At 34.7% G+C, this 15,868-nt stretch carries 13 protein-coding genes; 9 read left to right on the forward strand and 4 right to left on the reverse strand.

The window, feature by feature from the left end; translation table 11 throughout:
• From HNS40_RS01755 to HNS40_RS01780, 6 genes are all read left to right on the forward strand, one after another.
• On the forward strand, window positions 1-206 hold a 206-nt coding region (locus tag HNS40_RS01755; RefSeq protein WP_172276720.1), incomplete at its 5' end, for a gliding motility-associated C-terminal domain-containing protein.
• A 241-nt stretch (window positions 207-447) separates the two neighbouring features.
• Window positions 448-1,188 (forward strand): ABC transporter permease, encoded by a 741-nt coding sequence (locus HNS40_RS01760; RefSeq protein WP_172276726.1) that lies wholly within the window; start codon window positions 448-450, stop codon window positions 1,186-1,188.
• Window positions 1,185-1,943: an ABC transporter ATP-binding protein gene (locus HNS40_RS01765; RefSeq protein ID WP_172276731.1), complete on the forward strand. Its 759-nt coding sequence runs from the start codon at window positions 1,185-1,187 to the stop codon at window positions 1,941-1,943. Before HNS40_RS01760 ends, HNS40_RS01765 begins: the two co-directional genes overlap by 4 nt.
• Window positions 1,944-2,480 carry a CvpA family protein gene (locus HNS40_RS01770; RefSeq protein ID WP_172276734.1) on the forward strand — a complete coding sequence of 179 codons (537 nt, stop codon included), beginning with the start codon at window positions 1,944-1,946 and terminating at the stop codon, window positions 2,478-2,480.
• 306 nt (window positions 2,481-2,786) lie between these two features.
• Window positions 2,787-4,181: a sensor histidine kinase KdpD gene (locus tag HNS40_RS01775; RefSeq protein WP_172276737.1), complete on the forward strand. Its 1,395-nt coding sequence runs from the start codon at window positions 2,787-2,789 to the stop codon at window positions 4,179-4,181.
• Between the two features lie 3 nt (window positions 4,182-4,184).
• Window positions 4,185-4,883, forward strand: a complete 699-nt coding sequence (locus HNS40_RS01780) for a response regulator transcription factor (protein ID WP_172276740.1) — start codon at window positions 4,185-4,187, stop codon at window positions 4,881-4,883.
• On the opposite strand, the gene HNS40_RS01785 is transcribed toward HNS40_RS01780, so the two are convergent.
• A complete protein-coding gene (locus HNS40_RS01785) occupies window positions 4,870-5,958 on the reverse strand; it encodes a serine protease (RefSeq protein ID WP_172276743.1) in 1,089 nt (362 codons plus the stop codon). The two genes, HNS40_RS01780 and HNS40_RS01785, sit on opposite strands and share 14 nt — an antisense overlap.
• A 282-nt stretch (window positions 5,959-6,240) precedes the next feature.
• Here HNS40_RS01785 and kbl point away from each other — a divergent pair, with 282 nt between their 5' ends.
• The 3 genes from kbl to HNS40_RS01800 all read left to right on the forward strand — a co-directional run bounded on the left by kbl (window position 6,241) and on the right by HNS40_RS01800 (window position 11,682).
• Window positions 6,241-7,431: a glycine C-acetyltransferase gene (gene kbl, locus HNS40_RS01790; protein ID WP_172276746.1), complete on the forward strand. Its 1,191-nt coding sequence runs from the start codon at window positions 6,241-6,243 to the stop codon at window positions 7,429-7,431.
• Window positions 7,432-7,555: 124 nt separating this feature from the next.
• Window positions 7,556-9,547 carry a sensor histidine kinase KdpD gene (locus tag HNS40_RS01795; protein ID WP_172276749.1) on the forward strand — a complete coding sequence of 664 codons (1,992 nt, stop codon included), beginning with the start codon at window positions 7,556-7,558 and terminating at the stop codon, window positions 9,545-9,547.
• A 170-nt stretch (window positions 9,548-9,717) separates the two neighbouring features.
• A complete protein-coding gene (locus HNS40_RS01800; RefSeq protein ID WP_172276752.1) occupies window positions 9,718-11,682 on the forward strand; it encodes a HAMP domain-containing sensor histidine kinase in 1,965 nt (654 codons plus the stop codon).
• A 129-nt stretch (window positions 11,683-11,811) separates the two neighbouring features.
• Here HNS40_RS01800 and HNS40_RS01805 read toward each other — a convergent pair whose 3' ends face one another.
• From HNS40_RS01805 to surE, 3 genes are read right to left on the reverse strand one after another with little or no spacing between them, the layout of a single operon-like run.
• The gene (locus tag HNS40_RS01805; RefSeq protein WP_172276755.1) at window positions 11,812-13,899 is read right to left on the reverse strand and encodes a S9 family peptidase; all 2,088 of its coding nucleotides are present in this window, start codon (window positions 13,897-13,899) and stop codon (window positions 11,812-11,814) included.
• 48 nt (window positions 13,900-13,947) lie between these two features.
• Entirely contained in the window at window positions 13,948-15,051 is a 1,104-nt protein-coding gene (lpxB, locus tag HNS40_RS01810; protein ID WP_172276758.1) for a lipid-A-disaccharide synthase, read from the reverse strand.
• 38 nt (window positions 15,052-15,089) lie between these two features.
• Window positions 15,090-15,854, reverse strand: coding sequence for a 5'/3'-nucleotidase SurE (surE, locus tag HNS40_RS01815; RefSeq protein ID WP_172276761.1), 765 nt, complete (start codon window positions 15,852-15,854; stop codon window positions 15,090-15,092).
• Window positions 15,855-15,868 lie beyond the last annotated feature (14 nt).

The following is a 15,868-nucleotide window of genomic DNA, read 5'->3' on the forward strand; positions in this document are numbered from 1 at the left end:
TCGAGGACAAGAGCTATCGTTTTAAAATCTTCAACCGTTGGGGCAAGCAGGTTTATGAAACCGATAACTACCTACAACCTTGGGATGGCATTGATGAAACCACTGGCGAAATTGCTCCGATTGGTGTGTATGCCTATGTGATAGAACTGGTTGACCTGAATGGTAATGTGGAGACTTATAAGGGTTCTGTTACTTTGATTTTGTAGCTTAGGGCGAAGAGTATAGAGCTTTATTAAAAAAACTCTGAGGACTGGACTTGACCTGGTTTTAGGAGTTTTTTTATTAAAATAAGAAGCCAATCTCTCTTTTATTTTAACTGTTTTGTCTTCCTGAATTGGAATTTATGATATTTAATTACGATGTAAAAAAACTGACCTGAATATTTTTCCACTTGCCCTTTCAAACAATATCTGTAATTTAGCGTTTATATAGAAACAAAAATTGCAGATGAATTTTTTTCAACAAACAGGTAGGTATCTGTTATTTATGTGGCAAGTTTTATCTAAGCCAGAGAAGCGTAAAGTGTTTTATAAGCAATTGATGACCGAGTTTTATGCTATTGGTGTAGATTCTTTTGGCATAGTAGTTATCATCTCTGTGTTTATGGGAGCTGTAGTATCTATATTAGTAGCTTATAATCTTGACAATCCTCTTATTCCTATGAAAATGATTGGTTATTCCACCAGGGAAATGGCCATTTTGGAATTTAGTCCTACCATGATTAGTTTGATTCTGGCCGGAAAAGTAGGTTCTAGTATTGCTTCACAAGTAGGAACCATGAGAGTGACAGAACAAATTGATGCCCTAGAAATCATGGGAATAAATCCAGCAAACTTTTTGGTATTCCCTAAGCTCATTGCAGCCATTCTAATTCATCCAGCATTAATTGTGTTCTCTATGGTGGTCAGTATTTTTGGTGGTTTTATAGTAGCTTCTCTAACTAATCTTTTCACCCCTGATGAATATATACAGGGTTTGAGATCTTGGTTCGATGCTTTCACCGTGTTTTATGCTTTAATTAAAACGGTGGTGTTTGCTATTATCATTGTGAGCATTGCAGGGTTTCAAGGGTATATTATCAAAGGAGGTTCTATTGAGGTGGGGCGTGCCAGTACTAAAGCTGTAGTTTATGCCAGTATTTTAATAATTGTTTTCAATCTAATTTTAACACAAACTATTTTAATATGATTGAAGCCATAAATATATCGAAGAGCTTTGGAGAACATCAAGTTCTAAAATCTGTTTCTGCTCAATTTGAGAAAGGAAAGAATAACCTAATTATTGGTAAGAGTGGGGCAGGGAAAACTGTTCTATTGAAATGTTTGGTCGGATTACATGAGGTAGACGATGGTCATATCGATTTTGATGGTCGAAACTTTTCAGAAATGAAAATGAAAGACCGCAAACAGATTCGAAAAGAGATTGGAATGTTATTTCAAGGAGGAGCTTTATTCGATAGCTATAATGTGGAAGATAACGTGATGTTTCCTCTCAATATGTTTACCACCATGAGCGAAGAAGAAAAGCTCGAACGAGTAAATCTAGTTTTAGAACGAGTAAAATTGGTTAATTCTAATAAATTAATGCCAGGAGAATTGAGTGGTGGAATGATTAAACGTGTTGCCATAGCTCGTGCCATCTCCAATAGTCCAAAGTACCTGTTTTGTGATGAACCCAATAGTGGACTTGATCCTAATACAGCAGGTGTGATCGATGACTTAATTGCCGAGATTACTGAGGAATATGATATTGTGACCATTGTGAATACCCATGATATGAATTCTGTTTTAAAGATAGGGGATCATATTTCATTTGTAAATGAAGGCCAAATTTGTTGGCAAGGAAACCGAGATGAAATTCTAGATTCAGATAATGAAATATTAAATGATTTTGTATTCTCTACAGAATTAACTAAAAGATTAAAACAATCAAAATATAGATAAATGAGCATATTAGATATTGTTTTTATAATTCCAGTGGTTTGGATGGCATATGTGGGTTTTAAAAAGGGATTAGTGGTAGAGTTATCTTCCTTAGTTGCTTTATTACTTGGGGTTTTTGTGAGCCTTTATTTCTCCGATGTTACAGCAGAGTTTTTAAAAGAAACATTTGAACTAAAAACAAAGTACCTCTCCTTAATCAGTTTTATTGTTACCTTTATTTTGGTGGTGATTGCTGTTAATCTAATAGGAAAGTTAGTTGAAAAACTAGTTGATATTGTGGCTTTGGGCTTTTTAAATAAAAGTGCTGGGGGAGCTTTTGGAGTATTAAAAGCAGCAGTTCTACTTAGTTTTGTCCTTTTCTTTATCGAAAAAGCAGATAAAAAGAAAGTTATTATCAGTGAGGATTTATCCGAAAATAGCTTGTTCTATCCCTATGTTCAGCCCATAGCAGATCATTTAATCAATATTTATGGAGATATAGAATTTGATTTCGATGCAGATGAGTTAAAAGAGAAAGTCTTGCATCCAAATATATAGTGCTGATTATGTTTGAAAAGTAAAGGCAAAAAAAATGCAGGCTATCTTGGGGGAAGCCTGCATAAACCAAAAATCAAAATCAAATCATTTATTCAATGTGGCCAGTTTCACAACTAGCTGTTGTATGAGAAAATTATGTGTTAATCATTGATGCAAATATATAGCCTCTAGCTTCTTGCAATTGTTAAGCGCTTATAACAAGCGTTAAAGAGTGTTAAACCAGTAGTTTCCACATTTTAAGCTTTTATCTTTGCTAAAAACAAAGACCATTTGAATAAGAAAATCATATACTTTATAATCAGCATTATGTCTGTGACATTAATCCTTTTAGTGGTCATTCAGGTGTACTGGATAAAGAATGCGATTATGGTTCGAGAAGCCATCTTTAACAGGGATGTGAATAAGGCTGTAGAAAATGTGGTATTTCAGCTCGATAGAATCGACAGAACAAAAATGATTTCTTTGAGAAAAGAAAAGCTGGATAGAGCTAGAATGAAATGGATTAAGCAAGATTCTCTTCAAACTTTTAGGATAGAAGACTTAAGTCAATGGGGGAGCTCTCAAATAATAGGACCAAATCCAGCAATAGGTAGTAATTTCCAAACTGGAAAGCTGATTGAAAGTATGTTCTCTAATGTCACTAAAGACCGTGGTCTCATCGAGAATCGCGTGAGTAGGAGTCTTGTAGATAGTTTATTGAAGATTGAACTTAGGATAGCAGGAATACATACCAAATATGAGTTTGGTATTTATAGTCCCATGAGGAATGCATTGATTCATCAAAAAACAGGTCAGTACCCAGAAGAATTAATGGGTTCGAGTTTTCGATACCTGTTGTTTCCAGGAGAAATATTTAGTCCTCAAAATTTATTAAAGATTTATTTTCCCAACGAAAGGTCTTACCTTATTACTAGAATCTGGGTTTTATTGGCTTTATCAGTTGTATTGATATTGACCATTATTATTTCATTTACCTATGTGATTACCACAGTTTTTCGGCAGAAGAAATTATCAGAAATAAAGAATGACTTTATTAATAATATGACCCATGAGTTTAAAACACCTATTGCAACTATTTCCTTATCTTGTCAAGCATTAACAGATAGCGATGTGGCAAAAAACCCAGTGGTCTACGAAACCTATCTCAATATTATTACAGAAGAAAATAATAGATTGGCAGGCATGGCCGAAAGAATTTTACAAAGCGCTCGTCTGCAAAAAGGAGAAGTAGTTTTAAAACCTGAAGATATTAATATTCATGATGTCATTAGTGATGCCATACAAAAGGTAAACCTTCAGGTGGAGAAAAAAGGTGGTAAAATAAGTATGGAACTAGAGGCTGAAAACCCAATGGTTTTTGCTGATAGAATTCATATCACCAATATCATATTTAATTTATTGGATAATGCGAATAAATACACACCATGGGCTCCTATTCTTTTAATTAAGACAAAGAATATAGGAGAAGGCATCATTTTTAGCTTAAAAGACAATGGCATTGGAATTAGTAAATCTAACCAAAAAAAGGTATTTGATAAATTATTTAGAGTACCTACTGGGAATGTTCATAATGTGAAAGGTTTTGGTTTGGGATTGAGTTATGTAAAAACAGTGGTGGAAAAACACCAAGGAAAAATTACAGTGGATAGTGAAATTAAAAAAGGTAGTACATTTAGTGTATACTTACCATTAAAACAATAAGATATGGAAAATAAAAATTTGAATATTCTGCTTGCAGAGGACGATAAAAATTTAGGTACAGTATTGAAAGCTTATTTAGATGCTAAGAATTATCAGTGTACCCTTTGTGTTAATGGTAAAGAAGCACTCGAGAAATATAAGGAAAATGAATTCGATTTCTTAATTCTTGATGTGATGATGCCAGTAATGGATGGGTTTACTTTAGCTCGCGAAATAAGAGAAACCGACCAGAATACACCAATTCTGTTTTTAACTGCCAAATCACTCCAAGAAGATGTAATGGAAGGATTTAAAGCAGGGGGCGATGATTATTTATCGAAGCCATTCCATATGGATGAGTTATTGGCTCGTATTGAAGCTATTTTGAGGAGGGCACAGGCGAAAAAAACAGCTAAGCAAGTAGATTCATACACTATTGGTAATTATTCTTTCGATGTAATCAGACATATTTTGAGCATTGGTGGAGTAGACCAAAAGTTAACAAGTAAGGAAGCTGCTTTGCTAGAGCTTTTATGCGCTAGTAAGAATGAGACTTTAGATAGAAGTGAGGCATTAAAAAAGATTTGGTTAGACGATAGTTATTTTAATGCAAGAAGCATGGATGTATACGTTACCAAATTGCGTAAATATCTTAAAGGAGACCCTACTATCGAAATTTTAAATGTACATGGTGTAGGATTTAAGCTCATCACTTCGGATTAGTATCCTCCACATTTTTAATTTCTTTTTTATCTGGACCCTTAAGGAATTGGGTGAATAAATAACCTTGGTCAGCCAATTCTAATTGGTGTTCATTGATAAAATCTCTAATACTATTACTGGCCACTGAGTAAGTGATTCCGTAATTGATGTTTTTCTTTACTTTTACATAAGAGTTTCCATTGTAGGGCATGCTGGGATTATACTTTCTAATATGGCTTTCCTCCTCTGGGACCAGGATGTTTTCATAGTTTGCAGCTACTGATTTGGCCATACCCACCATTTCAAAATTGGGAACTCCATCTCGGATGGCTAAAACTATTCCTCCGCTAATCCCCTTATTAAACAAAGCATCAATTAAGAAGTTTTTCTTGTGCTTTCCGCCAGGCGTACTTACTATTCCTCTTGTTATCATTTGGTAACCTGATGGATAGCCCATGATATATACAAAACTACCCCATTCCAATTCGTCAGAGTTCCCCATAGGATAATTAAATACATGTACTTCTCGTTTTCTATCTTTATCCACTTCTTCTCCCAATATTGCAATGTCTTGATCTTCATCCATCGCTAATATTTTGAGGTTTTTACTGATGGGAAGGTCTCTCACATAATTAAGTTGACGGCTCTTAACTGAAAAAGTTTGAATGGTTTTTACTTCACCTTTTTTGAATACTTCATAATACCCAATAATGGTATCCGGATAATTGATAATATGAGCAGAAGTTAATAAACCTATTCTTTCGCCATCATAAAATATCACTGTGGCTGTTCCGATGACACTTTCTGAATCAAATTGTTTGATGATATCATCATTACGCAAGAATTTCTTATCAATCATATCTTCTGTCACTTGCATCTCATGTGGGAATACATAGGTTTTGTATTCGGCAATACAGTGAATCTTTTTAATGCTTCGAGCCACCTCACCTATTTGCTTTGAACAGGTTTTATAGGGGAATTCGGTATCATATTTCCCATCATTAAGAGTGGGGTAAACGGTCTTTAAGGTATAGGTTTGACAGGAGGTAAAAGTAAAAAATAGTGCAATCGACAATAAAATAATGACTTTTCTCATAATACGATATTTAATGAACAGGTGATGGTTTTACAAGTTACGCTCATAATGCACGGGTAAAGATAATAAAAATGAAATTGTAGGATTCATACAGAGATGTTAAAAGTAATGATAGGAATTTGTGCGCTATTGAACAATAATAAAGTACAAAGAAGAAGGGCTTTTGTTTATGAGCGTTGTCAGATTCAGTAAATTACACATGAAAATCCATTCTTAAGGAGCCGGTTTTTTTTGTAAATTTGCAGCTCGAAAAAATGATTAACAGATTAAAAAGAAAATAATATGTATAAAGGTTTTCAAGAGTTTTTGCAAAAAGAAATGGCCGATATCAGAGAGGCTGGATTATATAAAGATGAAAGAGTAATTACTAGTGCACAAGGTGCAGTAATTAACGTTTCTACTGGGCAAGAGGTAATGAATTTTTGTGCCAACAACTATTTAGGTTTATCAAATAATCCGAAATTGGTTCAGGCTGCAAAAGAAGCTCTTGATGATAGAGGATTCGGTATGTCATCAGTTAGATTTATTTGTGGAACACAAGATTATCACAAGACTTTGGAGAAAAAGATTGCTGATTATTTTGGTACTGAAGATACTATCCTTTATGCTGCTGCTTTTGATGCCAATGGTGGTGTTTTTGAACCTTTATTAGGCTCTGAAGATGCTATCATCTCTGATTCTTTAAATCATGCTTCTATTATTGATGGGGTTCGTTTGTGTAAAGCAGCTCGTTATCGTTATGAGAATGCTAATATGGAGGATCTAGAAAAACAATTAATTGAGGCTCAAAAACAACGTTATAGAATCATCGTTACAGATGGTGTTTTCTCTATGGACGGAAATGTAGCTCCGATGGATAAAATTGTTGAGCTTGCAAATAAATACGATGCTATGGTGATGATTGACGAATGCCACTCTGCTGGTGTTGTTGGTAAAACTGGTAGAGGAGTAACCGAGTTATTCGATATTCGTGGCGAAGTGGAAATCATTACAGGAACATTAGGAAAGGCCTTTGGTGGCGCTATTGGTGGTTTTACTACAGGTAAAAAAGAAATCATTGAGATGTTACGTCAACGTTCTCGCCCATATTTATTCTCTAACTCATTGCCTCCAGTGGTAGTAAATGCTGGTATCAAGATGTTTGAGATGATGGATGAAACTAATGAGCTTCAAGATAAACTTCATTCTAATACTGATTATTTCATGGCAAGAATGACTGCTGCTGGTTTCGATATTAAACCAACAAAATCAGCTATTTGTGCCGTGATGCTTTACGATGCTAAGCTTTCACAAGATTTTGCTGCTAAGTTATTAGATGAAGGTATTTATGTAATTGGATTCTACTATCCAGTAGTTCCTAAAGGGCAAGCTCGTATTCGTGTTCAACTTTCTGCTGCTCACGAAATAGCACATTTAGATAAAGCCATCGCTGCTTTTACTAAGGTTGGAAAAGAATTGGGTGTTTTGAAATAATAAACTTCTATAAATGGTATAAAAAGTCATCCTTTAGGGTGGCTTTTGTTGTAATATGAAAATATAATGCTTAATTTTGAGCATTAAACACAGTGCCAACCATCTATTTCCTCAATACTAAAATATGATAAGTATTTGTCCATACTCTGGCTATGAAATAGAATCACATCCTTATTGGGTATTTAAAAACTTAGACCATTCCTATCGTATTGAGGTTTCAATAATCAATAAATGTATTCTACTGGTTAAACCTATGGGGTATTCTCACTATCTTGATAAGAAGTATATCAGGCCTAAACTTATCTCCCTAATAGAAGAAAGGTTTGACGATAATAAATACTTTTTGGTTATGGATTTATCTGAAACTAATGGAGGAAGTCCAAGGTCTCGATACAGTCTTATTAGCTGGATTAATAAAAATATGGATAGCTTTCATGGCGTTTATTTCTTTAATACTACTTCAGTATCCCAAGTGATGATTAAAGCGGGCTCTTTGGTTTCTAAATCACCAAATAAGGTAAAAATATTTGAGGATTATCAGAGTACAATTCTAAATATAAAACAAAGAGATGAGCCTCAGTTCTTGGAGCCAACTGGAATAATCGATTTAGCTAAACGAAATGATATTTCGGTGAAGGATTGGAAAAAGGGTATTGTTTTTAAATCCATTTCTGGGATTTATTATCCAGTATTGAAAGAGTGGCGGAATGACTTTGAAGGAGGATATACAATTACCTATCAAGTGCAACGGAATATATTAGTTAGGCTCTACTTTGGTAGCTTTAGTGATGATACATTAATGTATACAGAGAAAACCTTAGATGATATTTTAGATGAATTAAATCTAAGCAATCAAACTTTTCACTTTTATATTGATTTCTCAGAAACAACAAATATTTCGTTAAAGTATAGAAAAGATTCTGTAAAATGGTATTTAAAGCATGCAGATAAGATATTAACGAGTGGTTTTTTTCATTTATCACCAATTTTACAGAACGCGATTAACGTGGCTATCTCTTTTACTGCTTCAAGTCAATTAAGAAAGAAGCTATTTATCATCAAAAATGTATCTGATATTTTTAATGCGATTGAAGATTATAAAACCAATGAAGTTAATAAAACAAAGAGCCATGATGATTTAAGCAATCTAAGCAAAGAGCAATTGATTAAATTAATCAAAGACGAACGAGTAGATCGAGATAATAATATAAACCAGTTGTTTTATAAATTGGGTCGCTTATCTTGGGATGAAGAATATAAATTTGAGAAATATGATATTGATGAATCTAATCATCCTTTTGCTGATTTACATAACGCAGTCCGCTTGATCCAAGATGATTTAAAAGGTATATTAGATAGACGAGATGTTTTAATAGCTCAAGCTGAGGAGTCTGATAAGTTGAAATCGGCTTTCTTGGCCAATATGAGTCATGAAATAAGAACTCCCATGAACTCTATCATTGGCTTTGCTAATCTCTTGCTCGATATGCCAGAAATAAAAGAGGAGTCCCGAGTTTTTGTTGATGTGATTGGTCGAAATGGTAAGTTTCTCCTTACACTCATTAATGATATTATAGATATTTCAAAGATTGAAGCAGGTCAATTAGTCATTTATAATGAGGATGTACTTTTAAATAATGTGATTAGAGAAGTTTGTGAAAACTTTAGTCATAAGGTAAATAATACTGATGATTCTAAAGTGAGGTTTAATGTAATAAATCAGTTGGAGAAAGAAAATATATCTATATATGCTGATTCAACGAGAGTCACTCAGGTCTTGAATAACTTATTATCTAATGCTTTCAAGTTCACTAAACAAGGAGGCGTAGAATTAAAGGTATCTAGACTTGGAGGCCATGTCTTATTTCAGGTTAAAGATACAGGTATTGGAATTTCGGAGGAGGATATCCCATATTTGTTTAATAGGTTTGGCCGTAGTCAAGATTCTCAGAAAAACATTTCCTATAATGGAACGGGTTTAGGATTGGCTATTTCAAAAGCTTGTATCGATTTGCTAGGAGGTACATTCTCTGTTGAGTCTGAATTATCAAAGGGTTCTGTATTTGCATTTGAAATACCCATAGATGAACCATTGCAAACCAAAACATTAGAATAGATTTTCCTTTTCTTTCCCTTCCATATAAAATTAAGAGTTTTCAGAACTATTTCAGTTTATTTGCGTAGAAGTGCACATATTTGCACTATTATTTATACAGTACTCTGGATATAATGAGGTGTTTATATATATTGAGTCAGAGTTTATAAGCGCAACCAAACCAATTTGAAATGAGAAAATGTCGATTAACAGGATTTCATATTGAAGAAAAACCAGAATGGTCTTTTTTCTCTCCTAATCATAATTATGCTCTCAAACTTTCTATCATCGATGGAAACATTGTTCACCTCGAGGCTCAAGGTACTCCAACCATAAATAGCCGTAAAGATATTTGGCCAAAAATAAGTGGTATCATCAAGCAAAAGTTTGAAGGAAGAAAGTATTTTTTGGTTCATAATTATGCTGAGTTGAATGGTGTAAATGCTCGAACACGATACGATTATATCCAATGGTTGAAAGACAACATAGAAAACATTCATAATATTTATTTTTATAATACTTCCTCTTTGCTTAAAGTGATGATTAATGCAGGGAAATTAGTATCCAATAGGTTTCAAAATACTAAAATATTTTCTGATTATTATGAGGCTATAAAAGATATTGCCTCTTCAAAGAATTTTCTTAGGTGTAAGATTACTAATGATGTATTTAACTTACGTAAAGAAGGGGATGTTTTCAGTCATCAATGGAAGGAAGGATTAACGATATTGAGTAATTCGGGCCAGGAATACAGTGTTAATAAGATCTGGGATTTTAAGTCCGGTGCTGCCGAATCCAAGACTATACTTATTGGTGATAATATATTATTACGTATTTTCTCTGGTACATTTTCAGTAGATATACAACCTGAAAGTAAAGCGGCATTTGAAAGTGTTGTGGAGGAGTTGGAATTGAAAGATGGAAAATATCATCTTTATGTCGATTTTTCAAATACCAAAAGATTAAGCCCTAAATTCAGAAAAGAAGCTATAAAATGGTATACTAAAAATGAAAAAAATATACTGAGTGGTGGTTTTTTTCATATGTCGTCTGGTTTAAAAATGACTACAAAATTAGCAAGAACTATTTTACCTATTTTCGACTTAAGTCTCAAGGTAGACTTATTGAATTCAGCAAGTGATATGTTCGATAAAATTGAGTCGCAACTTAAAGTTCAGAAAAGCCAGTTTATTGGCAAAGATAGAATTAAAGGCTTGTCAAAAAAGCAGTTGAGAAATCGCTTAGAATTTGTACAAGAACGACAACAGCATGAAATAGATAGTTTATACAGAAAGTTGGGTAGGCTTTCTTGGGATGCTGAATATGAGTTTAGTGGGGCTCATATTGATGAGTCGGAAAATCCATTTGCCGATTTGCATAATGCTATTCATCTAGTGCAGCAAGACCTCAAAAGTATTTTAGATCGACGAGATGAACTGATAGCGAGAGCGGAGGAATCTGATCGGTTAAAATCAGCCTTTTTAGCTAATATGAGCCACGAAATAAGAACACCAATGAATGCCATTATGGGATTTAGTAGTCTATTGATGGCTACTCCAGATTTGGATGAGGATGTAAAAGAATATACAGTAGAAGTACAGAATAGCAGTAATTATCTACTAGCTTTGATTAACGATATGATTGATTTATCGAAGATTGAAGCAGGGCAGATGCAGATTCATAAAAAATATCAGAATCTAAATTTAGTGATAGAGGAGGCTATAGAAACCATATATGCTCAATATATTCACCCTAAGCAGCCTAAGGTAGTTTTCCGTTTGAAGAACGAGTTGGAAAATGGAATGGAATACATATATACTGATGCCACTAGATTGAAACAGACAATTATTAATTTGGTAACCAATGGTATGAAGTATACTAAAGAGGGAAATGTGACCTTGACCGTGAGTTCTTTTGCCGATGGAATACAATTCTCCGTTATTGATACTGGAGTTGGAATTTCACAAGAAGATCTTCCTCAGCTTTTTAATCGCTTTTCGAGGAGTCAAGATGATGAAAAAAATGTAAAACATTCAGGAACTGGATTGGGTTTGGCTATAAGTAAAGCTTGTGTTGAGTTAATGGGAGGAGAAATAAATATGGACTCTAAATTGGGAGAAGGAACTAGTGTTGTTTTCAAAATACCAAAGAAATAGCTTTAAAACAAAGAATAAAAAATCCGCTTCAAATCTTTGAAGCGGATTTTTTGATATTGGTATAAACTAAGTTAAGCCAATCCATCTTGTCGTAGCAAAACTATTATCTGTTAGTTATTAACTGCTAACTTACTCCTTTAGCCATTTATCCAACCAATTATAAAATCTTCGTTGCCATAAAATCCCATTCTGAGGTTGTAATACCCAATGGTTTTCGTCTGGGAAATATAAATATTCTGCTGGAATACCTCTTAATACAGCTGCATTATAAGCGGCCATACCCTGAGAAGCTACAATTCTATAATCCAATTCGCCATGAATCACCATTAATGGTGTATCCCAATATTGAACAAAATGATGAGGAGAGTTGGCATATGATTTTTGAGCGGTATGATTATGTTTATCCCAGAAAGGACCACCTAAATCCCAGTTCACGAACCACATCTCTTCAGTTTCTAAATATTGCTGCTCTAGGTTAAACATACCATCATGAGCAATAAAAGCTTTAAATCTTTTATTGTGATGTCCAGCCAACCAATAAACAGAGAATCCACCGTAACTAGCTCCAACAGCACCAAGTCTGTCTGCATCAAGCCAAGGTTCTTCTTTAACAGCATCAATAGCACTTAAATAATCTTTCATATTTTGCCCACCATAATCACCACTAATTTGCTCTAACCATTCTTGGCCAAAACCAGGTAATCCTCTACGGTTTGGTGCAACGATCACATAATCATTGGCAGCCATCATTTGGAAATTCCAACGGTAAGACCAAAACTGACTTACTGTTCCTTGTGGTCCACCTTGGCAATATAGCAAACCAGGGTATTGTTTGCTCTTATCGAAGTTTGGAGGAAGAATTACCCAAACCAACATTTGCTTGTTATCTGTAGTTTCTACCCAACGCTTGGTGACTTCACCAAATTTAAGCTGGCTCAATAGGTGTTTGTTCTCGAAACTTAATTCAGTATCTTTTCCTGTTTTAGGATCAACCGCATATATTTCTGCAGGTTTACTCATACTTACTCGTTGAGCTATCAACTGATTTCCAGCGTGTGTAACCGCTTGGTAATTATGAACACCTTCAGTAATTTTTCTGATTTTATTATCTTTCAAAGTCAACTGATAAATTTCATCAGTGGCATGCCAATCGGAGATGAAATATATAGATTTACCATCCTCAGAAAAGCTTAGGCCATGAGCCATTTGGTCGAAATCTTCTGTATGATATATCTTTTCACCAGTTTCTAGGTTTAAGGTAAATAGTCTTTGTTTGTCCGCTTCATAGCCGTCTCTTTCCATACTTTCCCAAGCCATCATTTTACCATCAGGAGAAAATACAGGAGCCATATCGTAGCCCATCATTCCTTCTGTCATATTGGTAGTTTTCTTAGTATCTAGATCGTAGAAATAGATATCAGAATTGGTGCTTATACTGCATTCCATACCTTGTTTTTTTCTACAAGTATAGGCGATGGTTTTGCTATCTGGAGTCCAGTTGATTTGTTCCATCCCACCGAAAGGCTTCATTGGAGTTTCCCATTTTTCGCCTGGCATAATGTCTGTTGCTAGTCCCATTTTATTCAATACAAAAGGAGCTACAAAAATGTGTGTGTAAGAATCTACCCAATGATCCCAATGGCGATACATTAAGTCATTATTTACTCTTCCGCTTGATTTTTGAAGGTCTGGATACACATCAGCAACTGTTTCGTCTAGTTTTACTTCTTTAATGAAAAGAATTTGATTCTGATCGGGACTGTATTTAAAACCACCTAAACCACCTTTAACATAAGAAACTTGCTCACGATTTTTACCATCAGCATCCATTTCCCAAATTTGCATTTCGCCATCAGCAGCACATATAAATCCAATCTTTTTTCCATCAGGACGCCAAACTGCATTATACTCACCAAAGCCTGTATGAGTGATTTGCTTTTGGTTTTTTCCATCTATGTCCATCACAAAAAGCTCGCGGTTGCTTCTATTCATATCCTTAGAATAATAGCTTACCCCATAAAGGATCTGTTTGCCATCAGGAGAAACTTGAATATCGCCCAATCGGCCAAAAGACCATAATACTTCAGGAGTCATAATTTCTGATTCTAATTTGATATCATGTCTACCAATTAGATCTTCCTTTTTTAACGGCTTTTGTGCCATCACTGAAATGCTGAGAAAGCTCAACATTAAAGCAAAGAGTGTTATTTTTCTCATTATTGTAATTGTTTGATTTGTTTTCTGAATCTACAAAAGTAATTATTTCTAAAAGCTTTGTGAAATTATTTCAGCAGCACGTTCCGAAGCGCCTCCTGAACCTAGCTTCTCTTTCAGTTTCTCAAAAGATTGTAGCATTTTCTTTCGTCCTGTACCCTCTAAAATCTTTTCTAATTCTACTTTCAGGTGTTTCTCCGTTAATTCTTGCTGTATTAATTCCTTCACTATTTCTTGATCCATGATAAGGTTGACCAGACTGATATACTTAATATCGACTATTCGTTTGGCTATCTCATAGCTAATTCTACTTCCTTTATAACAAACTACTTCAGGAATACCGATAAGAGCGGTTTCTAAAGTAGCGGTACCAGAAGTAACCAAGGCCGCATGAGAATGTTGCAAGAGCTGATGGGTTTTGTTCTGTATAATCTTAACCGGATTGTTTCCGATGATATCTTGATAGAATTTTAATTCTAAAGAGGGAGCACCAGCAATCACAAATTGATAATCGGGGAAATGAGGCACTTGACTCAACATGATATTGAGCATCTTTTTAATTTCTTGTTGACGACTTCCAGGAAGTAAGGCTATAATTGGTTTTTTATCTAATTGGTTTTCTTTATGAAAGTGATCTTCAATACTAACAGGCTTTGGTAGTGCATCGAGTAGGGGGTGGCCCACATAGGAAACAGGATAATCATATTTGGCATAAAAATCTTCCTCAAAAGGCAAAATCACCATCATCTCATCTACATATTTCTTGATTTTGAATACTCGGCTTTTCTTCCAAGCCCAAATTTGAGGAGAGATATAATAAATCACCTTGATTCCTTCTTCATGAGCCCATTCTGCAATACGAAGGTTGAAGCCCGGATAATCCACAAGAATAATAGCATTTGGTTTAAACTTTAGGATGTCTTTTTTACAAAAGCTAATATTAGTAAGTATGGTTCTGAGGTTGAACAAGACTTCCACAAAACCCATAAAGGCTAAATCGCGATAGTGTTTTACAATTTTAGCACCCTGTGCTTCCATTAATTCACCGCCCCAAGCACGAATATTGGCTTGCTTATCCCTATTTTTTAAATGCTTAATGAGATTGCTGGCATGTAAATCCCCTGAGGCTTCTCCTGCTATAATATAGTATTTCATAAAATAAGTACTTAGAATACTTAGAGCACTTAAAGTACTTAAAGTTCAGTTTCCAGAAATTTTAAATCATTAATGGCTTTGTGAGCGGTGAGGTCTACTTGCACGGGAACTACTGAAAGATATCCGTTTTCTATGGCGTGTAAATCTGTGCCTTCGCTATTGTCTTCTACTTCAAAATGACCAGTAAGCCAATGGTAGTCTCCTCCTCTAGGATCGGTTCTGGTATCGAAGCCTTCTTTCCAACTCGCTTTGGCTTGTCTACATACCTTTATTCCTTTCAACTCTTTGGTATTTGGAATATTTACATTTAAGCAAACATCTTTGGGCATTCCATTTTCAAGGATTCCTTTAATAATAGTTTTCATGAAAGGCCTAGCTGGTTCAAAATCTAATTGGCTAGAATAAGAATCGTAGGAAAATCCGATGGCTGGAATTTCATCAATACAAGCTTCAATAACAGCTGCCATGGTTCCGCTATAAATTACATTAATAGAAGCATTGCTACCATGATTGATTCCAGAAACAACCAAATCAGGAAGCTCAGTCAACTTCACATTTTCGGCTAGTTTAATACAATCAACTGGAGTTCCATTACAAGAGTATTCTTTGTACGAATCAGTTTCTTCAATAGTCTTGATTCTCAAAGGATCGGCGAAGGTAATGCTGTGACTTGTAGCTGATTGTCCTTTGTCAGGAGCCATCACATTAACTTCGCCAAATTCTTTTGCAATATCAATAAGAAAACGAATACCAGGGGCATTTATGCCATCGTCGTTGGTGACTAATATTTTATATTTTTTCATTTCTGCTATGTTCA

The sequence above is a fragment of the Lentimicrobium sp. S6 genome, assembly GCF_013166635.1.
Lineage (GTDB): Bacteria > Bacteroidota > Bacteroidia > Bacteroidales > UBA12170 > UBA12170.

Coding starts and splice junctions, on each gene's coding strand:
- HNS40_RS01770 (WP_172276734.1), top strand. CDS start 1,944: ATGAGCATATTAGATATTGTTTTTATAATTCCAGTGGTTTGGATGGCA.
- lpxB (WP_172276758.1), bottom strand. CDS start 15,051: ATGAAATACTATATTATAGCAGGAGAAGCCTCAGGGGATTTACATGCC.
- surE (WP_172276761.1), bottom strand. CDS start 15,854: ATGAAAAAATATAAAATATTAGTCACCAACGACGATGGCATAAATGCC.
- kbl (WP_172276746.1), top strand. CDS start 6,241: ATGTATAAAGGTTTTCAAGAGTTTTTGCAAAAAGAAATGGCCGATATC.
- HNS40_RS01785 (WP_172276743.1), bottom strand. CDS start 5,958: ATGAGAAAAGTCATTATTTTATTGTCGATTGCACTATTTTTTACTTTT.
- HNS40_RS01775 (WP_172276737.1), top strand. CDS start 2,787: ATGTCTGTGACATTAATCCTTTTAGTGGTCATTCAGGTGTACTGGATA.
- HNS40_RS01780 (WP_172276740.1), top strand. CDS start 4,185: ATGGAAAATAAAAATTTGAATATTCTGCTTGCAGAGGACGATAAAAAT.
- HNS40_RS01800 (WP_172276752.1), top strand. CDS start 9,718: ATGAGAAAATGTCGATTAACAGGATTTCATATTGAAGAAAAACCAGAA.
- HNS40_RS01765 (WP_172276731.1), top strand. CDS start 1,185: ATGATTGAAGCCATAAATATATCGAAGAGCTTTGGAGAACATCAAGTT.
- HNS40_RS01760 (WP_172276726.1), top strand. CDS start 448: ATGAATTTTTTTCAACAAACAGGTAGGTATCTGTTATTTATGTGGCAA.
- HNS40_RS01795 (WP_172276749.1), top strand. CDS start 7,556: ATGATAAGTATTTGTCCATACTCTGGCTATGAAATAGAATCACATCCT.
- HNS40_RS01805 (WP_172276755.1), bottom strand. CDS start 13,899: ATGAGAAAAATAACACTCTTTGCTTTAATGTTGAGCTTTCTCAGCATT.